Source organism: Amycolatopsis sp. NPDC049868 (assembly GCF_044461365.1).
Lineage (GTDB): Bacteria > Actinomycetota > Actinomycetes > Mycobacteriales > Pseudonocardiaceae > Amycolatopsis.
Genome location: NZ_JBITKV010000006.1, coordinates 373,975 through 394,033 on the forward strand (window position 1 = coordinate 373,975; position 20,059 = coordinate 394,033).

At 69.4% G+C, this 20,059-nt stretch carries 10 protein-coding genes; 3 read left to right on the top strand and 7 right to left on the bottom strand.

Features of this window, described 5'->3' with window-relative positions:
* Positions 1-14: 14 nt before the first annotated feature.
* Both ACIBTM_RS26110 and ACIBTM_RS26115 read right to left on the bottom strand, forming a co-directional pair.
* Complete coding sequence (locus ACIBTM_RS26110) at positions 15-770, bottom strand: SDR family oxidoreductase (RefSeq protein WP_395879752.1); 756 nt, start codon at positions 768-770, stop codon at positions 15-17.
* A gap of 48 nt (positions 771-818) precedes the next feature.
* A complete protein-coding gene (locus ACIBTM_RS26115; RefSeq protein WP_395879753.1) occupies positions 819-1,697 on the bottom strand; it encodes an RNA polymerase sigma-70 factor in 879 nt (292 codons plus the stop codon).
* Between the two features lie 154 nt (positions 1,698-1,851).
* Between ACIBTM_RS26115 and ACIBTM_RS26120 the strand changes: the two genes are divergently transcribed.
* A complete protein-coding gene (locus ACIBTM_RS26120; RefSeq protein WP_395879754.1) occupies positions 1,852-4,635 on the top strand; it encodes a M36 family metallopeptidase in 2,784 nt (927 codons plus the stop codon).
* 376 nt (positions 4,636-5,011) lie between these two features.
* A complete protein-coding gene (locus ACIBTM_RS26125; protein WP_395879755.1) occupies positions 5,012-6,424 on the top strand; it encodes an MFS transporter in 1,413 nt (470 codons plus the stop codon).
* Between the two features lie 57 nt (positions 6,425-6,481).
* On the opposite strand, the gene ACIBTM_RS26130 is transcribed toward ACIBTM_RS26125, so the two are convergent.
* Positions 6,482-10,774: a GH92 family glycosyl hydrolase gene (locus ACIBTM_RS26130; RefSeq protein ID WP_395879757.1), complete on the bottom strand. Its 4,293-nt coding sequence runs from the start codon at positions 10,772-10,774 to the stop codon at positions 6,482-6,484.
* Positions 10,775-11,000: 226 nt separating this feature from the next.
* On the opposite strand from ACIBTM_RS26130, the gene ACIBTM_RS26135 reads away from it, so the two are divergent.
* Positions 11,001-12,644 carry a tannase/feruloyl esterase family alpha/beta hydrolase gene (locus ACIBTM_RS26135; RefSeq protein ID WP_395879758.1) on the top strand — a complete coding sequence of 548 codons (1,644 nt, stop codon included), beginning with the start codon at positions 11,001-11,003 and terminating at the stop codon, positions 12,642-12,644.
* An 85-nt stretch (positions 12,645-12,729) separates the two neighbouring features.
* Here the strand turns inward: ACIBTM_RS26135 and ACIBTM_RS26140 are convergent, their stop codons facing one another.
* From ACIBTM_RS26140 to ACIBTM_RS26155, 4 genes are all read right to left on the bottom strand, one after another.
* Positions 12,730-13,392: an ABC transporter ATP-binding protein gene (locus ACIBTM_RS26140; protein ID WP_034318501.1), complete on the bottom strand. Its 663-nt coding sequence runs from the start codon at positions 13,390-13,392 to the stop codon at positions 12,730-12,732.
* Positions 13,392-14,084, bottom strand: coding sequence for an ABC transporter ATP-binding protein (locus ACIBTM_RS26145; RefSeq protein WP_395879759.1), 693 nt, complete (start codon positions 14,082-14,084; stop codon positions 13,392-13,394). The genes ACIBTM_RS26140 and ACIBTM_RS26145 overlap by 1 nt, the downstream gene beginning before the upstream one ends.
* The gene (locus ACIBTM_RS26150; RefSeq protein WP_395879940.1) at positions 14,077-16,653 is read right to left on the bottom strand and encodes an FtsX-like permease family protein; all 2,577 of its coding nucleotides are present in this window, start codon (positions 16,651-16,653) and stop codon (positions 14,077-14,079) included. Before ACIBTM_RS26150 ends, ACIBTM_RS26145 begins: the two co-directional genes overlap by 8 nt.
* 147 nt (positions 16,654-16,800) lie before the next feature.
* Positions 16,801-19,989, bottom strand: a complete 3,189-nt coding sequence (locus ACIBTM_RS26155; protein ID WP_395879760.1) for an AfsR/SARP family transcriptional regulator — start codon at positions 19,987-19,989, stop codon at positions 16,801-16,803.
* Positions 19,990-20,059 lie beyond the last annotated feature (70 nt).

Sequence of the window (20,059 nt, forward strand, 5' to 3'; positions counted from 1 at the left end):
CCGCATCCAGAGGACTAAACGCGTGAGAGGAACTCCTCGAAAGTGCCCACACCGGTCGCGTTCTCCGGCGTCAGGTTGCCGCCCGCCCGGAACGCCCTGGCTGCCTTGCCCGGCAGCCACAGCGACACGATCGGCTTCCGGCGTCCCACCGAGCGCTGATAGGCCTCCGCCAGGTCACGCGCGCTCCGGACCTCCGGGCCGCCCATGTCCGGCACCCGCCCCGACGGCTCACCGGACGCCAGCGCGACCAGCCTGTCCGCGACGTCGCCGGTGCTGACCGGCTGGAATCGGAAACCCGACGGCATGATCGTCACCGGCAGCCGCCGCTGCGCCGACGACGCCCGCGCGACCAGGTCGTGGAACTGCGTCGCGCGCAGCACCGTCCACGGCAGACCGGATTCCTCGATCACCCCCTCCGAGGCCAGTTTCTCGTCGTAGTAGAAGAACCGGATCACGTCGATGCCGACGATCGAGATGTACACCACATGCGGATTTCCCGCCCGCTTCGCCGCCTCGACCAGGTTCCGTGTCACCTGCTCGTCCCCGCGGCCCAGCGTCGACGCGCAGTGGATGATCGTCGACACACCGGTGACCGCCTCGGCGAGACCGTCACCGGTCTTCAGGTCGCACCGCACCCACTCGTGCCGCTCGTCCGCGGGCCGCGGCCGCCGGCTCATGACGCGGACCTGCCGATCTTCGGCCGCCAGCCGCCGCACCACCTCGCGGCCGAGGTCGCCGGTACCGCCGGTCACCAGAATCGGGTTCGCCACCTTGGTCCTCCTTCATGAGAGCTTTCACCCTCAAGAACCGGCGGGCCATCAGGAACGTGACAGCTGCCCCGAGAGGAACGCGAGCTTGTCCGGATTGCCGACCGCGCGCAGCCCGCGGATCCGGCCGTCCACCACCTCGAACCCGAGGATGCCGAACAGGACCCCACCGGCCGTCGCGACCACCGCCGGGCCGCCGTTGACCTCGAGGATCTCGATCGACACCTGGCCGGCACCGGCGAACATCCCGGCGTACAGCCGCGCGACCTTGGCCGCGCCGTGCACCGGACGCCGCGCCGCGGTGACCTTGCCGCCACCGTCCGACCACGCCGTCACATCGGCGGTGAGCAAACTCTCCAACGCGGGCAAGTCACCGTCCCGCGCCGCGGACAGGAAGCTCTCGACCAGTTTCTCGTGATGTCGCGGGTTCGAAACCCGTCGCTCCTCCGTACGGTCCAGTGCCTTTCGCGCTCGGCTGTGCAGCTGACGCGAGTTGACCTCGGAGACGTCGAGGATCCCGGCGATCTCGCGATGGCTGTACGCGAAGGCCTCCTTCAGCACGAAAACCGCGCGCTCCACCGGGCTGAGCTGCTCCAGCAACACCAGCATCGCCAGCGACACCGAATCCCGCTGCTCCGCCGTCTCCAGCGGACCGAGCACATCGGTCGAGGTCAGGACCGGTTCGGGCAACCACGGCCCGACGTACCGCTCACGCTGCGCCCTGGCGGAGGTGAGCCGGTTCAGACAGAGATTGGTGACCACCTTCGCCAGCCACGCCCGCGGCGATCCGATCGACTCGCGTTCGGCACCCGCCCACTTCGGATAGGCGTCCTGAACGGCGTCTTCCGCCTCCGCCGCCGAACCGAGCAGGCGATACGCGAGCCCGAACATGGCCGGCCGCAGCCGCTCGAATTCCGTGGCGCTGTCCATCGTCCCCTACGAATCCCTCTTGAATCCACTGTGGACACCATCGTGCCAGGGGTACCGCTCACCGGGATTGCCGTACCTGATCGGCGCTGACGTCCACTGTGACTGTATCGGTACGAATGGAACGTCTGCGTCACCACCGAGAGAGGGGTCTGGAGTGACGTCACGTTCGTCGCGTTCGCGTGCCTCGCTGTGCGCCGCGACCGCCATCACCGTATTAGCGCTGGTCACAGCGCCCCAAGCCGGTGCGGCACCGGCACCGGGCGCCGTGCACACCACACCCGACAGATCCGGGAAGGACGTCGATGTCCGTGACACGGCGAGAACCAACCCGCGCGTCCTGGCCGCGCGGGACCGGCTCGCCGCGTCGCGGGCCGATTCCGTCGCGACCGCGCGTGCGGAACTGGGCAACCAGGCCCTGCTCGACTTCGACGAGCTGACCGGCACGCCCCGGGTCCTGGCCCGCACCGACGGTTTCCTCACCGGACCGAGCGGGAAGGCACCCCGCGACATCGTCCTGAACTACCTGCGGGAGAAGGAAGGCCTTGTCGGCCTCAGCGCCGGTGACACCGCGAAACTGAACCTGCGCAAGGACTACGTCGACGTCGAAGGCACACACCATCTGTCCTTCACCCAGTCCGTCGGCGGGATTCCCGTATTCGGCAACGGGCTGAAGGCACACGTCACCAAGGACGGCAGGCTGATCCAGCTGGACGGCGCGCCCGTGCGCGACCTTCCCACCTCGCTCGGCGCGGCGACGCTGGCCGCACCCGGCCCCGACTCGAAGCAGGTCGCGTTCCTGACCGGCGACGGGATCCGTCCCGCCTGGTACACGCTGGCCAAACCCGCCGTGGACCAGATGTTCCAGGAAGTGACCGACGCCGGCACCGGCAAACTGCTCTACCGCAAGAATCTGGTCAACCACGCCAACGACGCCGATGGCGCCAAGGGCCTCGCCTGGGAAGCTCAGCCCGGCCCCCAGAAACAGGTCAACCTGAGCCAGAAGGGCTGGCTGCCCGCCGACGCCAAGACCCTTGACGGCAACGTCGCGCACGTCGCCGCCGACGTCAACGGCGACCAGAAGTTCCAGCCGCAGGAAGAGATCGGCCGGAACACCGACGGCACCTTCCGCTACAAGTTCACCGACTTCAACGCCGCCGTCGGCCCGCCGTGCTCGACGGCGAGGCCCTGCTCCTGGGACCCGAAGACACCTGGTTCGTGGGCGAAGAACCGCGAACAGAACGCCGTGCAGGCACTGGCCTACGTCGGCAGCTTCCACGACCACCTCGCCTCCTTCCCGATCGGCTTCACCCGCCAGGCCGGCAACTTCGAGAAGGTCGACGGCGACGCCGTCCAGGTCCACACCCTGCTCGGCGCACAGACGCCGGGCTACTACGACAACGCGTTCATGGGCACCCCGCCGGACGGTCAGCCGCCGACGATGGGCATGTTCCTGTTCCACGACCCCAGGGACCCGACCGACCCGTTCCTCGCGGCGAACTCGGCCGACGACGCCACGATCATCCACCACGAGTACACCCACGGCCTGTCCAACCGGCTCGTCGTCGACGCGCAGGGCAACTCCACACTGAGCTCCCTGCAGTCCGGCTCGATGGGCGAAGCCTGGAGCGACTGGTACGCCTTCGACTACCTCGTCGGGCGCAACGCGATCAAGGACACCTCGGAACCCGGTGAACTCCTCGGCGGCGACTACGTCAGCAACGGTGTTCCCCTCGCCCGCACCCAGCCGCTGGACTGCCCCGTCGGCGCCGGCGCGCCGCAGTGCCCCGGTACGCCGGGAGCCGGGCCCGGTGGTTACACCTACGGCGACCTCGGCCGGATCATCGGCTTCCCGGAGGTCCACGCCGACGGTGAGATCTGGGCGAGCACGCTGTGGGACATCCGCGAGGCGCTCGGTGTGCAGCTGACGCGGGCGCTGGTCACCCGCGCGATGGAGCTTTCGCCCGCGTCGCCGTCGTTCCTGGACATGCGGAACGCGATCCTGCAGGCCGACACGGTGATCAACGGCGGCCGCGCGCACGCCAAACTGTGGAAGGCGTTCGCCGCGCGCGGCATGGGCTACTTCGCCGCGTCGATCACCGGCGCCGACACCGCGCCTGCCGAGGACTTCTCCACCCCGCCGCCCGCAGGCACCCCGACCGGAACCGTGACCGGCAAGGTCACCAACCGGGAAAGCGGCACCCCGATCGCGGGCGTCGCGGTCCGGTTCAGCGGGCACGACTCCGGTTTCACCGGCTCGCTGTCCGCGGTCACCGACGCCGCGGGCGGCTACACCATCCCCGGCGTGCTCCCCGGCACCTACCCGAAGGTCTACGCCTTCGGAGGCGGCGCGGACAGCGAGACCCGCGCGGTCTCGGTGCGGTCGGGAACGACCAAGGTCGACTGGGCGCTGCGGTTCAACTGGGCGTCCGGAGCCGCGGGTGCCGGCGTCACCGCGTTCAACGGTGAGGACTTCACGCCGTACGGCTGCGGGCCCGGCGATCTCGTGACCTCGTCGGCGCTCGGCGGCGGTGGCTGGTCGACCGACAAGGTGATCGGCCCCGACGGCAAGATCGAGACGCGGTTCGTCACGATCAAACTGGGCAAGCCGGTCAACGTCAGCGCCATCGAGATCGACCCAGCCAATGTCTGCGGCGACGATCCGCCCGCCGCGGCCAAGGACGTCACGGTCGAGACCTCCGTGGACGGCACGACCTGGGTGAAGGCGGGCACCGGCGACTTCAAGCCCGCCGACCTGAACAAGCTCACCGCGCTCCAGCTCGCTCCGGGCAGCGCGACCGGGGTGCGGTTCGTGCGGCTGACCGTTTCGTCCAACCAGCTGTCGTTCTATCCGGACAGGACCTGTTCGCCGCAGCCGACGACGGCCGGGTGCCTGTACATGGACGTGCAGAAACTGGCGGTGCGGGGCGCCGCCGCCTGACCGATCGACCTGCTGGCGTGGTGGAGCCGATGTCGGCGAGTGTGGAGGATTCGGGACGCTCAACGTCCCAAATCCTCCACACTCGACCGTGCCACCGAGAGATTCCACTGTCATCGAACTCCGAGACCGACGCCCCGTCGAACGACCGCTGACCTGCTGCGCCCCCGGCCCTTGTTCCCAATGTCGCATTTGAGTCACTGAGCGTCTCAAATGCGACATTGGGAACAGTCGAGGCCAGACCGGCCCTGGTGGCTCCTTACCGCTCACGAGTGCTCTAGGATGGAGGCATCGGGGTAGAAACGTGCTCTCCTCGCTGAGCACGCGCATACGCGGTATCGGATGAACCGTCACTCCTTCTTTTCGAAGGAGTCGACCTTTGCGTTCCCCTGTTCAAAGCCGTTCCCTCGTCGAAGCGTGGCCCGCGCTGGCCGGGCTTTCGGCCGTGTTCCTGTTCGAGATGCTCGACAACTCGATCCTCAACGTCGCCCTGCCGACCATCGGCCGCGAGCTCTCCGCCTCGACGACGACTCTGCAATGGGTCACCGGCGCGTACTCCGTCGTGTTCGGTGGCCTCATGCTCGCGTTCGGCGCGCTGGCCGACCGGGTGGGCAGGCGCAAGATCATGCTCACCGGTCTCGTCCTGCTCGGCGTGGCGAGCCTGGCCACGATGTTCGTCACCGCCGCGTGGCAGCTCATCGCCGTCCGGGCGCTCATGGGTGTCGCGGCCGCGATGACGACGCCGGGTTCGCTCGCCCTCGCGTTCCGCCTGTTCGACGAAGACGTGCCGCGCGTCCGCGCGACCACACTGATCTCGACCGTGGGCCTCATCGGCCTCGCCGTCGGCCCCACCGCCGGAGGGCTGGCGCTCACCGTCGCGCCGTGGCAGGCGCTGCTGCTGGTGAACGTGCCGGTCGCCGCGCTCGCGTTCCTCGGAATTCGGACCGGCATCCCCGCCGACGATCCTGCAGGCCTGCACCGCGAACCGATCGACATCGCGGGAGCGGTCCTGGGAACCGGGACGATCATCCTCGCCCTGCTCGCCCCCACGTTCTTCGCCGAAGTGGGCATCGCCTCGGCTCTGCCCTGGGGTGCCGCCGCGGCAGCCCTCGTCGCCGGGATCTGCTTCGTGCTCCGCGAGAAGACGGCCCGGCACCCTCTGCTCGACCTGGAACTCGTCGCCAGGCCACTCGTGTCCAGCGGCCTGGCGCTGAAGGCCGCGGCCGGATCGGCGACCGCCGGGCTGAGCTACCTCGTGACGTTGCACCTCCAGTTCGGCCTCGGCTGGGCGCCCGCCCAAGCGGCGCTCGGGATGCTGCCCCAGGTCGTCGTCCTCATCGCCGGTGGCGCCCTCATCACCCCGCTGATCACCCGCGTCGGACTCACCAAGGCCGCCTGGCTCAGCGCCACCGCGGTCGTGTGCGGACTCGCGGTCTACACCGTGTTCGGCGGGCTCGGCTATGCCTGGATCGCCGTCGCGCTCGCCCTCGTCGCGGTGGGGATGCGGGTGGTCGGCGTCGTCGCGGGCACCAACGTCATGCGGGGCCTGCCCTCGAACCGGACCACCATCGGAGCCGCGCTCGTCGACACCGCCGGTGAAGTCACCACCGGGGTCGGCATCGCGTTGAGCGGCACGATCCTGGCTCTGATCTTCCCCGGAGCGCTGACCGCGGCTCTGCACTCGACCGACTTCCTGACGGCGACCACGTACGCGGGTCTCGCCCTCACGGTGCTGTCCGCGGCGCTGGTCGGCTTCGGCATCCTGCGCGGCAGGAACAGTCATGCAGCGTGAAGGCCCCCTTCCCTCGGCTCAGCCGAGGGAAGGGGGCCTTCACGCGCTACCGGAGGACTACAGCTTCGCGCACTGTCCGGCGGCCGGGCCGCGGACGGTGTTCTGCAGGTCGTAGTCCGTCGGAGCGGGGGAGTTGGCCGCGCACGCCAGAGGTCCGCCGATCGTGCTGGAAGTCAGCACCGGACCCTGGTTGCCGGTCAACGCCACCGGTCCGCCGATCTCGGTCAGCTCGATCGAGACCGTCCCGGTCGTCCCGGTGATCGCCACCGGGCCGTCCACCTTCGTCCGGTCCAGCACGACCTGCGCCGCGCCGTTCGCGGTCACCGGCCCGGAGATCGAGCCGCCGCGAACGATCAGGCTCGCGCCCGCCGCCACCGACACCGGACCGGACACCGTCGCACCGTCCACACAGGTCACCCCGTTCCGCACGGTCAGCGGGCCCTTGCGTTCACCCGTGATCGTCTGGGCGCACGCCGCGTCGGGTTTGCCGAGCACCTCGAACTCCGACAGCGACGCCTCACCGCCCGTGGTCGCGGTGACCTCGAGCCGGTAGTAGGCGTAATGCGCCGGGTTCGCGATCTTGAACGCCCTGGTCTGCTGCCGCCACGAGAACTTCTGATCGGTCCGCTGGTCCGCGACCGCCCAGTTCTTCCCGTCGTAGGAGCCCTTCAGCACCCAGCTCTTCGCGTCGCCCGCACCCTTGCCCGAAGTCAGCGTGTAGAACGAACCCGCCTCGTTCGTCGAGGGCACCTGGTACTGGATCGGCGCCTTGACCTTCGCCTCGGTCCGCGACGTGTTGTCGAAGAACGCCGCGTCGCCACCGGAGACCGGCTTGGTCAGGTCGTGCACCGGGGTCGGCACCGCGTCGCCCTTGGTGATCGACTTCGGCGCGTCGTCCGGGCCGGTGCCCCACGACGACGGGTTCGGGCCCATGTCGAAGTCGAGCGTCCCGCCGTTCGCGATGGCCGAATGCGGTAGCGACGTCGACGTCTGCGCCTTGCCGTTGACCTTCAGGCCCTGCACGTAGACGTTCTTCGCGCTGTTCTTCGGCGCGTTGACCACGATCTTCTTGCCGCCGGGCAGGTTCACGGTCGCCTTGGTGAACAGCGGCGAGCCGATCGCGTAGTCCGAGCTGCCGACCTGCAGCGGGTAGAAGCCCAGCATGCCGAACAGCCACCATGCCGACTGCTCGCCGTTGTCCTCGTCGCCACCGTAGCCCTGGCCGAGCTCGCTGCCGACGTACAACCTGGCCAGCGCCTCGCGGACCTTCGCCTGCGTCTTCGACGGCTGGCCCGCGTAGTCGTACATGTAGAGCGTGTGGTGCGCGGCCTGGTTCGAATGCGCGTACATGCCCATCCGGACGTCCCGGGCCTCGGTCATCTCGTGGATGACGCCGGGGTAGGTGCCGAATTTGAGCCCCTGCTCGGGTTTGGCGAAGAATTCGTCCAATTTGGACGCCAGTCCCGCCTTGCCGCCGAAGAGGTTCGCCAGGCCCTGTCCGTCCTGCGGAACCGAGAACCGCATGCCGTACGCGTTGGTCTCGGTGTAGTCGATACCCCAGACCTCCGGGTCGAACTGTTCCTTGCTCCGGGTGAACTTGCCCGCCGCGTCACGGCCCTGGAAGAAGCCGACACTCGGATCGAACACGTTCACGTACTGCGTGGCCCGCTCGGTGAAGTACCCGTAGTTGTCCAGGTACTCCTGCTTGCGCGGGTCGTTCGCCGGGGCCTCGTCGTAGAGCTTCTTCGACATGTTCGCGATGGCGTTGTCGTTGACATAGCCCTCGATCGCCCACGAGAACCCGTGGTCCGCGGTGTTCGGCGCGTACCCGAGGAACGTGCCCTCGTCGATGCCCTTACGGCCGACCGCGCCGTTCGGCGGGGTCACGGTGGCGTTCTTGATCGCCGAGTCGTAGGCCGACTGGACGTCGAAACCCTTGACCCCCTTGAGATAGGCGTCCGCGAACGCGGCGTCCGAACTCGTCCCGGTCATCAGATCCGCGTAACCGGGGGAGGACCAGCGCGAGATCCAGCCGCCGTCACGGTACTGCTGCACGAAACCGTCGACGAGCTTGCCGGTGGTCTCCGGGCTGAGCAGCGAATACGCCGACCACACCGTCCGATAGGTGTCCCAGAACCCGTTGTTGACGTAGAACTCACCGTCGACCAGTTTCGCCCCGGTCTGGGTCGGCGTGTCCTGGCCGGCCTTGGGCGACACCGGGCTCGCGTACTTCTTCACCGGCTTCTCGACCGTGCCGACGTTCTCGAAGCCCGAGTTCGGGTACAGGAACAGGCGGTAGAGGTTGGAGTACAGCGTGATCAGCTGGTCCTTCGAGGCCCCTTCGACCTCGACGACCTTGAGCTTCTGGTCCCAAGCGTTCTGCGCGGCGTCGGCGACGGATTCGAGAGTCGCGTTCGGGGCGAGCTCCTGTTCCATGTTCTTCTTCGCCTGGTCCACGCTGATCAGCGAGGTCGCGATCCGCATGTTCACGGTCTTGTCGGCACCCGCGTCGAACTTGAGGTAGCCGAGGACGTTGTCCCGCTTCTGGTCACCGGAACCGGTGGACAGCTTCGAACCGGCGGTCACCGGCTTGTCGAAGGTGGCGTAGACGAACATCCGGGTCGCACCGGCCGACAGCCCGCTCTTGACGTCGCTGTAGCCGGTGATGGACCGGCCTGCCGGGTCGAGGGTGAGCCCGCCGTTGTTGTTGACGTTGTCGAAGATCAGGTTCGAGTCCGCTCCGGGGAACTTGAAGCGGTACAGCGCGGCGTGATCGGTCGGCGCGACCTCGGTCTTGATCCCGTTCTCGAAGTCGACACCGTAGTAGTGCGCCCGCGCCGTCTCGTTGGAATGCTTGAACGGCAGCTTCCGCGCCTCACGGTCCGGGTTCGGCACACCGCTCGCGGTCGAGGGCAGGAACTGGAAGGTCTGCCGGTCGGCCATCCACGGGCTCGGCGCATGGCTCGCGGAGAACGCCTGCAGCGCCGGGAGGTTCTGCTCGTTGTTGCGCGAGTGGTAGGAGTACATCCAGCTCAACGTGCCCGCGTCGGTCGTCGGGATCCAGAAGTTGAACCCGTGCGGGACCGCGGTGGCGGGCATGTTGTTGCCGCGCGAGAACGACCCGTTGGACAGCGAACCGCGCGTGGTCAGCACGTTGTCGGACGGGCGCAGGCTCGCCGGCGGCGTCGGGGTCGCCGACACCTTGATGTCGTCCAACCAGCCCTGCAGCGAACCCGGCCCGTCGGCGTTGTCGTAGCCGACCAGGATCCGGTCGATCGTCTTGCCCTTGGCGACCACGCCGATCTGCGAGCGCACCAGGTTCCACTGGTTGGTGTAGAGCACCTTGCTCGCGCCCTGGCCCTGCGGGGAAAGACCGAAACCGTACTGGTCGACCGCGCCGAGCTGGCTCAGGTAGGTGCCGTCGGTGAACGCCAGGTCCACCGCGACGTTCGTGCTCGGGTACTTCAGGTCGCCGCGGATGAACTCCGGCTGCACCTTGTACGACAGCTCCGAGGTCGCCGCCACCGGGATGTCGACGTCGAAGATCTTGTTGTACGACCAGCCGTGCCCCTGCGCCTTGTGGCTGCCGGAGTAGCGGAACGCGCGCAGGCCGGTGAAGCCGACCCGGTTCTTGCTGGTGTAGCCGCTGCCCGGGCCGCTGTCGGTGAAGCTGCGCATGTTCGGCAGCGCAGGCGGGGCCGGGTCGTCGTTCGCCAGCAGCAGCTCCGAGAGCTGCATGATCGGGCCGCCGTTGTTCTTGGTGATGTCGAGCCGGAAGAACTTGTACGCGGCACTCGCGGCGGCGAGGCGGTACTCCTTCGTCTGGAACGGCTCGCTGAACTTCTGCCCGGTCTGCTTGTCCAGATCGGTCCACGACTTTCCGTCGGCGGAACCCTGAAGCGTCCAGTCCTGCGGGTTGCGGTTGTCGAAGTCGTTCGCCGAGGACAGCGCGTACCGGGTGATCGACGTCGGCTCGGACAGCGTGATCTGCGCCCAGCCGGTCGGGGTCCAGGCCAGCCACTTGGTGTCGGTCGAACCGTCGACCAGGTTCGCCACCCCCTCGTTCGGGGTGTTCTCGCTGTTGGCGGTGGTCTCGGTGACCTTGCCGCGGATGTCACCGGGGATGGTGGTGGCGTTCGCGCCGTCGACACCGAACGCCTTCGGCTTGCCCGACGGGTCGACGTCGACGGTGTCGCTCCACGTCGGCTCCGGCTCGCCTTGTTCGAACGAAGAGTAGAAGTCCGGTGGGGCTTCCTCAGCCGCGGCCGTGGCGGGGAGGGCCACCACCCCGGACGCCACCACCGTGGCACTCAGGAGGCCGCAGACCCAAGGTCTGACGCTTCGGGGCATCGTTGCACCAATGCTTTCTCGCGGGGGCATGCTGGGCGCCGCTCAGGCAGGGGACCGGTGGCGCCAAGAGAGAAAAGCTCGGCTGTGACATCGATGTCAAGACACTCGGACAAACCTGGCCCGAACTGGACAACCCGGATACCCGGAAACCTGGTGGACAACGGACAGACACGGGGCCAGGGTTGAAGACACGACTGAAGCCGATCCGGGAAACTGGGGTGGGGACATGCGGCGGTTGTCCATGCTCGGCGTGGCAGCGCTCATCACGGCAGGCTCGATACTCACGGCGCCGGCGGCCACCGCCGGCGAAACGACGTTCCGCCCGGTGCGCACCTGCGCCGAACTGGTGCGGACCTATGACGTTCCCGGCGCGATCACGCACGTCGAGACCGCGACGGTCGTGCCGGCGACGGCGACCGAACCGGAGAACTGCGACGTCCGTGGCTACGTGGAACCAGCGGTGCGGTTCCAGCTGCGGCTGCCGACCAAGACCTATGCGGGGCGGTACCTGCAGTTCGGCTGCGGCGGCTTCTGCGGGGTGGTCTCCAGGCCGTCGTTCGCCGACTGCGGTTTCCCGCACGGGGGCGACGTCGCCGTCGCGGCCACCGACGACGGGCATGTCGGCAAGACCCCGTTGGTCGTCGACGACGGCAAGTGGGCCGAGAACAACCAGGCCGCCCGCGACGACTTCGCGTTCCGTGCGCCCCACGTGGTCTCGAAGGCGTCCAAACGGCTGATCACGGCGTTCTACGGCGCTCCGCCGAAGAAGTCGTATTTCAGCGGCTGCTCCGACGGCGGCCGCGAGGCGCTGCTGCTCGCGCAGCGCTATCCGCACGACTTCGACGGCATCATCGCGGGCGCACCGGCCGGCTACTGGGGGCCGCTGGTCGGCGTATATCAGACCTGGCTCGCCAGGGTGAACACCGGCGCCGACGGCAAGCCGATCCTGACCGCCGACAAGCTCCCGGCGTTGCACGCCGCCGCACTGTCGTCTTGCGACAAGTCCGACGGACTCGGCGACGGAGCCATCGACGACCCGCGCACCTGCCGCTTCGACCCGGCCACGATCGCCTGCCCGCCGGGCACCGACAACGCGGGCTGCCTCACCGCGGCGCAGGTGGACGCCACGAAGAAGATCTACGCGCCGCCGACCGACGAACGCGGCCGCAAACTGTACCCGGGCGGCCAGACTGTCGGTTCCGAACTCTCGTGGTACGGCTGGATCATCCCGTCGCCGGAAACAGGCGGCGTCCCCTTCGCCCAGGCGCTCGCCGACAACTACCTGAAGTACATGGCCTACCCGATCGGCACACCGCATTCGTCGGTCGAGAAGTTCGCCTTCACCTCCCGCGAATTCGACCGGCTGACCCCGGAAGGCATCCGCTCCAACGCGATGTCGACGGATCTGCGCGAATTCCGGCGGGCCGGCGGGAAACTCGTGATCTGGCACGGCTGGGCGGACCAGGCGATCCCCGCCGCGGGCACCACCGACTACTACGAGCGGCTCACCCGCGCCAACGGCGGCCCGGCCGCGACGCGGAACTGGGCCCGGCTGTTCATGGTTCCCGCGCTGTACCACTGCGCGACCGGCGACAAGCTGACCGAGTACGACCCGCTGAAGGAGCTGGTGTCCTGGGTCGAGCGCGGCACCGCGCCGGACCGGACGATCGCCACCGGCCGCGACGCCGACGGCAAGGTCTTCCGTACGCGGCCTGTGTTCCCGTATCCGTTGCAGGCCAAGTACGACGGCACCGGAAGCGTCGACGACGCCGCGAACTTCGTGCCCGCCCCGCCTTCGCGGCCTTCGCACGACCTTGTGAACTGGGCGGGGAACGGGCTGTACGACAAGGCGGGCCCGGTCGCTCCGTAAGCATCCCCGGCCTCGCGCCAAGTGTCATGAAAGGGTCGTTCAGGACGAAAGATGTCCTGAACGACCCTTTCATGACATCCGGAAGCTAGGAAAGAACGCCGTCCAGCAGCCGTACCCGCCGGTCCGCGATCCGGTGAACCTCGTCGTCGTGCGTCGCCACGATGACCGCGGCGCCCTCTTCGGCGCAGCGCCGCAACAGCCGCAGCACCCGCGGCGTGCTCCCCGCGTCCAAGTGCGCCGTCGGCTCGTCGGTGAGCAGGACCCGGGGCCGCCCGCTGACCGCCCTGGCGAGCGCGACCCGCTGCTGCTGTCCGAACGAGACTTCGAGCGGGTAGCGGTCGCCGAGGTCGCCGATCCCGAGTTCCTCCAGCAGTTCCGAAACCCGCGCGTGGATGTCCTTCGCGCTGGGCTTGGGAACGTCGGACCGGAGCCGCAGCGGCAGCGCCACGTTCTCCGCGATCGTCAGTTCGTTCGCCAGGCCGAGCGCCTGTGGCAGGACGGCGCAGGTGTGCCATGGCGGCGCGCCCGCTATCGGGACGCCGTCCAGCAGGACACTGCCGGAATCGGGCGAGTCGAAACCGCACAGCAGGGCCAGTAGCGCGCTCTTGCCGGAGCCGGACCGGCCGGACACGGTGACGAGCTCGCCCGCGGCCACGCGCAGTTCGAGCCCGCGCAGGACTTCGACGTCCCCGCTGGGATGGGGGAACCGGCGGCGTAACCCGACGGCCTCGAGGGCGGGTTCCGCCATCACGGCACGACCTCCCGTTCTTCGACCTTCTCCAGTCTGCCCTTGTGCATCCGCGCCACCCGGCTGCCGAGTTCGATGAGCCGATCGTCGTGCGAGGCGACGATGACGGCGAAATCCTGACCCGCGAGGTACCTCAGGGTGTCGAGCACCCGGTCGGCCGAGGCTTCGTCCAATTGGGACGTCGGCTCGTCGGCGAGCACGACGGTCGAGCGACGAGCGAGCGTGCAGCCGAACGCGAGGCGTTGCTGCTGCCCGCCCGACAGCGCGGAGATCCGCCAGCTGCCGGTTCCGCCGAGCCCCAGCTGATCGAGGATGTCGTCGGGAAGGCATTCGGTTCCGGCCGATTCCGCCGCCGCGCGGAGATTGTCGGCGACGCTCAGATACGCGAGCAGGTTGTCGGTCGGGTTCTGGAACACCAGGCCGAGGTGGTGCCGCCGCAGTGCCCGCCGGTCCCGATGCCGAAGCTTCCCGGTTTCGGTGCCCTGGAAGGAGATCGTGCCCCGCGCCGGCTGCTCGAACAGGCCGAGCGTCCGCAGGAGGGTGGACTTCCCGGAGCCGGACGGCCCCGCCAGCACGGTGATCCCGCGCGCCGGGATGTCGATGGTGACGTCGTCGACGCCGGTCACGGTGCCCGCCGGCGTCTGGTAGTCGACGCCGATCCCGCGCAGCCGGAAGATCGGTTTCTCAGGCACGGATCAACTCCGCGGTCCGGGCGGTGCGCACCGAGCGCATCGCTATCCAGCCCGCCAGCGCCACGACGAGCACACCGACGGCGAGTACGGTCAGGGCGAGCGGGGTCGGGTCGGGCAGTGCCGACTGTGGCGGGAGGAATGTCGCCGGGTCGAAGCGCGGCACCGAGAGTCCCGCGACCGACACACCGCACACGACGCCGATCACCACGGCGAGCCCGCTGAGCGCGCCCAGTTCCATCAAGTGACTCGCCAGCAGGGCACGCGGGCGCATCCCCATCCGCAGCACCAGCGCCCCGGCCAGCGCGTTCTGGCGACGGCGGACTTCGACCGCGACCAGGAGCGACAGCACCGCCACCACCCCGAGCACGGCACCGAGCAGGGCCATGAACGAGAACGTCCACGACACCACGTAGAACGGAAGCGCGTCCAGCGCGGACTCGCGGGTGACGCGGTTGACCGCCGTCATCACCCCCACGGAGGCCAGCGCCTCGGTCACCTGCGTCATCGACGAGCTGGACAGCAGGCTCCACTTGGGCACGGAGCGGAGCTGCGCCTCGCTGAGCGAATCCCGGGAGACCACATACCCGGCCTTGGTGCCGATGATCGGGAACATCGGCAGCTCGCCGACCGTCCTGGCGTCCCCGAGACCGGCGGGCAGCGTGGCTTTCTGGGCGGGGTCGTTCCCGATCCGGATCGCCGGGACACCGGCGCCGGGGCTCGACAGGCCGCCCAGCAGCCGGTCGACCTCGGCTTCGTCGAGCGGGCCGAACGTGGCCGCACGCCGGAACGTCCGCGGATCCACGACCAGCACGACATTGCCCGTGCCGGTCAGCTCGCCGACGATCGCCGTGCTGTCGGTGATCGAGGCGGGCAGCCCGACCTTCCCGGTGCCGACGACGCTTTCGGTGTCGACCCTGGTCTCGGCTCCGACGAAGATGGCGGACTTCGTCTGCAGCGCCTCTTCCTGGCCTCGGGCGATGCCGATCCCCGTGGCCAGCGTCCCGATGGCCAGCGTGCCGATCACGAGCACGCCGGTGACCGGCGCGCGGGCGCTGGCGAGCCGCCGGATGGCCAGCTGCAGCGCGGGCCGGGACCACAGCCGAGCCCGATGCGACGCGTGCAGGGCGAGCCAGGCCAGCCGTGCGGCGACGAGCCCGACGGTGAGCACGACGAACACCGGGTATGTGAGCGCGAGCGGGTCGACCTGGGGGAGCGGGTTGCCGATCCGTGATCCCTTGCTGTAGTCGACGAGCCGGTTCCAGCCGAGCAGGGCGATACCGGCGGTGAGCAGCTCCCACGGGAAGAAGGCCAGGAGCTTCACCTTCTTGCGCCCTCCGGAGCGGACCCGGCCGAGTTCGAACTCCCGATGGGTGCGGACGGAGATCACGCCGGCGAGCAGCGCGAGCGAGATGAGCAGGATCGCGGCCGCGACGAGCGACCCCCACAGTGTCGCGCCGTCGTCCAGTTCACCGGGTGGCCCGTACATCCCGAGCAACAGCCGGGCGAGCACCGCGCCCGCCACGCCGCCGACGATGATCGGGAGCCCGAGCTCGGCTACCGCGAGCAGCCCGAGCGCCCCAGGACCGCTACCGCGAGCCGACAGCAGCCTCAGCTGCGGATGCCGCCGCTGGTACCACTGCAGGGCGACAGTGCCGATCCCGGCGCAGCCGACCAGGATGCTGATGGCCGCGAGCGGCAGGATCGAGATCAGGACGTTCGATTCCGCCTGGTTGCTGATCTCCACGGAGCGTTCGAACGGCAACGACCCGATGATCGCGTCGCCGAGGCCGCGGGAACCCAGATCCGCCTTGACGGCCGCGATGAGCGCCTTCCCGCGTTCCTGACGATCCTCGGCCTCGCTCACGGTCTTGGGCGGGGCCTCGTAGAACGACATGTGGAGCGTCTTGATCGTCGGGACCTGCAGCGCGCGGACCGTGTCGTCGAAGGTCTTGCCGTCGTTGGCGAACATGACGGAGTCGAGAGGGTCGTTGGCGAGCCTGCTGACGACGGCGTTCCGCTGCTGCGAGCACCACCAGCGCGGCGCCGGGTCGGGAAGGTCGCGATACAGCCCGGTCACCGGAGGTATCGGGGTGCCTTTGATGCTCGGGGTGGCGCCGACCTTGATGTTCTCGGCCCCGGCCACGACGGTGCCGAGCAGGAATCCGCCACCCGTCGATCCGCCCGCAACATCGAGATGGCCCTGGAGCGCCTGGTCCCGATGCGCGAGGACGACCTTGTAGTTGGGGTCGCCGTTGAACTCGGTGCCGAAGAGGTACGGCGTGTAGCGGGAGGTGACCGGCGCGGGGAAACCGTGCGCCGGCGCGTTGCGGCGGACCGAGTCGATCACCTGCGGAGCGACCGCGGCGGGGACGTTGTCCTTGCTGAACACGGGCCCGTAGTAGTCCGGGCACACGATGTCGGACTGATACGTGACGGCCGCGCCGCCCGCGGCCGAGGCCTGCAGGACGGCGGCGGTGCCGAGGAAACAGGCCAGCAAAGCGGTCACCGCGGCGATGATCAAAGTCAGGGGACTGGTCAGTGCCGCCCTAGGAGCCGCTCGCCACGGCATTGTCACCCTGGGCCCGCCGGGAGCCCCCCACCTCACCCGCATGGATACGCACGCTACCGGTCGAGGCGCCCGGACGACAGAAAGAAATCACCGTTTGTTGCTGACGTGAAGTAAGGCATGGTCCATTGTGGTGATACGGGTGCCTGGCTACTGACTGTCCGTCACCAGCTGATCGATCGGGATGGCCTCGCCCGCCACGCTCTCCGCCGAGAATGCGGTTTCTCCGATCGCCGCGACGACGACGCCGGTGATCCGGTCGACGTCGCCGCGTTCGGCCTTCGGCAGGGGAGCACCCACCGAGCGGCGGGAAGCCGCCGCGGCGCCCAGCAACCGCGCGGCCAGGTGATGCGACCCGGCCGCCGCTTCCGCGCCGGCGAGACCTTCGAGGCCGAGCGCGATCGCGCGGGGATCCTCGCTGTCGCGTGCGATCGCCAGGCCCTCGAGCTGGAGTCGTTTCGCCGCCACCGCGTCTCCGCGCTGTTCGGCGATGAACCCGAGCTCGGCGAGCACCAGGGTGCTGCCCGCCTCGGACTCCACCCGGCGATGCCAGTCCAGTATGGACAGCAGGCGCCGCTCGGCCTCGTCGAACAGTCCCTGGCGGCGAGCGCCGAGCGCGAGCCCTGTTTCGGCGTAGACCTCGCCGGGTTTGAAGCCGTGTTCGACGGCCAGCGCCCTTGCCCGCTCGTGGAACTCCTTCGCTTCGTCGAAGCGGCCCATGAGCAGCGCCGTCCGGCCCAGCCAGGACAGTTTGTAGGCGACCTCCGGCCACAGCTCGAGCTCTTCCGCGCGGCGAAGGCTTTCCCGATGCACGCGGGCGGCATGCTCGTAGTCCCCGGCGATCGACGCCAGCATGCCGATGACGAACGACGCCTGCAGCCAGCCCCAGCGTTCGCCGAGTCCGTCGAAGATCGCGGCGCTCTGTGCGGCGATCCGGCCACCTCCGGTGAGGTCGCCGCCGGAGATCAGATGGGACGCCCGGTCGCTCAGCGCGGCCGCGGCGCTCCAGTCGTCGCCGATGTCGCGGGCGGTTTCCAGCGCGTCGAGCGTGAGCCGCTCCGCCCGGCACAGGTCGCCGACCGTCGACCACGCGTAGCCGAGGAACCACGACATCCGCGCCCGGACACCGGGATCGGCGATACCCCGCACGATCTCTTCGGTGGTGGCGTCCGTGCCGGTGCCGTCGAGCACGGCGATCCCGGTGCGCCAGCCGAGAGCCTGCGCGTACTCGTCGCCGGCGTCGATCCCCGTGCCGAGCACGAGATCCAGCGAGCGCCGGGCCTCGGTGAGCCGCCCACGCAGGAACCAGAACCAGGTCGTCGCGTTCACCAGCCGCGCCGCGAGCCGTTGTTCTCCTCGCCTCAGCAGCGTTTCCAGCGCTCGCCGGGTGTTGGCGCCTTCGGCGTCCAGTCTGTCGAGCCAGCGGCGCTGTTCCCTGCCGCGCAGCTCCGCGTCACCGCGTTCGGCCAGCTCGACGTGGAAGCGGGCGTGCCGCAAGTACAGGTCGTCGAGCTCGCCCGCTTGCCCGGCATGGTCCAAGGCGTACGCCGAAACGGACTCCAGCAGCAGGAACCGCGGTTCGCCGGACCTGCCCGGCCTGCTGACCACCAACGACCTGTCGACGAGCCGGGACAACAGATCCAAGACGTCGCCGGCGGCGATCTCGCCGCCCGCGCAGACCGATTCGGCGGCGTCGAGCCCGCAAGCCTCGGCGTGGACGGCGAGCCTGCGCAGCACGATCTGCTCGGGCTCGCTCAGGAGGCTCCAGCTCCAGTCGATCATCGCGCGGAGGGTCTGCTGGCGGCGCGGCCCGCCTCGCCTGCCCGATGAGAGCAGGCCGAACCGGTCGTCCAGGCGGGCGAGGAGTTCGTGCACGCCGAGCGTCCGGACCCGGGTGGCGGCGAGTTCGAGCGCCAGCGGGATTCCGTCGAGGGTGCGGCAGATCCTGGCGACCACCGCCGCGTTCTCCGCGTCGAGCGCGAACCCCGGCGCGGCCGCCGCGGCACGGGCGGCGAACAGCCGGACCGCGCTCGATTCCCGCACGGCGGCGAAATCCGGCTCCTCGGGCAGTTCGAGCGGCGGCACCGCCCAGACGTTCTCCCCTGGCAGCCCGAGCGGTTCCTGGCTGGTGGCGAGCACACGCAGCCGCGGCACCGCCGCGAGCAGCCGTTCCACCAGTGTCGCGACCGGTTCGACGACCTGCTCGCAGTTGTCCAGGACGAGCAGGATCTCCTTGTCCCGTAAGGCCGCGGCCATCGACTGTGTCAGCGTTCCGGTGGAGGTCGCCTCCTCTCGAAGATCCAGCACGGCCGCGACGACGACGGCGACGAGATCCTCGGGCGGGCACGTCGGGCATTCGACGATGTCCAGGCCCGCCAGCTCGACGAGCCAGGTGCCGTCGGCCATCGCGAGCTTCGACGCGGCCTCGATGGCGAGCCTGGTCTTGCCCACACCGCCGGGGCCGGTGAGGGTGACCAGCCGGGCGTCGGTGACAAGGGCCTCGACCTCCTTGACCGCGGTCGTGCGGCCGATCAGCTCGGTCAGCGCCGCCGGGAGATTTCCGCGCACCGGCTCGGCGGCGCGAACCGGCTCGAGCTCCGGGCTGCGGGTGAGGATCGCTTGGTGCAGCGCCGCGAGGTCCGGGCCCGGTTCGAGCCCGGACTCGTCACGCAGGCGGGTGCGCAGCTCGGCATAGGTTTCGAGCGCCTCGCTGTGCCGCCCGGCCGCGTACAACGCGCGCATCAGCAGACCGCGCAGCCGCTCTCGCAGCGGATTCCGCGAGACCAGACCGGCCAGTTCCCCGGTGAGGACGCCGTGTTCGCCGAGCGCCAGCCGGGCTTCGGCTCGCTCCTCTTCGGCGAGCAGCCTCTCCTCCTCCAGCCGCTGAGCAGCGGCGACGGCGAAGGGTTCGTCCTCGAAGCCGGCATAGGCAGGCCCTCGCCACAACGCCAGCGCGTCTGCCAGCAGCGCCGCACGAGCACGCGGGTCGGCGGCGTCGCGGGCGCGGGCGGTGAGCGCGCGGAACCGATGGACGTCCAGCTCGCCGGGCTCGACGGCGAGAACGTATCCGGCCGGTTGGTGCGTCACGAGCTCCCTGGCGCCCGGCTCGGCCCGGTCCAGGGCGCGGCGCAACTGGGAGACCTTGGTCTGCAGGGTGTTGCCGGGATTGCCCGGCGGGTGCTCACCCCAGAGATCGTCGGTCAACGACGACACCGACGCCGCCCTGCCCTCGCGGGACAGCAGCCCGGCGAGCAGGAGACGGACCTTCGCCTCGGGCACGACGACGGGCTCGCCCGCGGTCGTCCACGCGGCGAGCGGCCCAAGCACTCCGAAACGCACGAAAACGACGTTAGCGCGGACCACCGACAAGATCGTGCGTGAACCCGCAGCGATCCGTGCGCGGGCCGCG

Coding starts and splice junctions, on each gene's coding strand:
- ACIBTM_RS26135 (WP_395879758.1), top strand. CDS start 11,001: ATGCGGCGGTTGTCCATGCTCGGCGTGGCAGCGCTCATCACGGCAGGC.
- ACIBTM_RS26115 (WP_395879753.1), bottom strand. CDS start 1,697: ATGGACAGCGCCACGGAATTCGAGCGGCTGCGGCCGGCCATGTTCGGG.
- ACIBTM_RS26150 (WP_395879940.1), bottom strand. CDS start 16,653: ATGCCGTGGCGAGCGGCTCCTAGGGCGGCACTGACCAGTCCCCTGACT.
- ACIBTM_RS26140 (WP_034318501.1), bottom strand. CDS start 13,392: ATGGCGGAACCCGCCCTCGAGGCCGTCGGGTTACGCCGCCGGTTCCCC.
- ACIBTM_RS26130 (WP_395879757.1), bottom strand. CDS start 10,774: ATGCCCCGAAGCGTCAGACCTTGGGTCTGCGGCCTCCTGAGTGCCACG.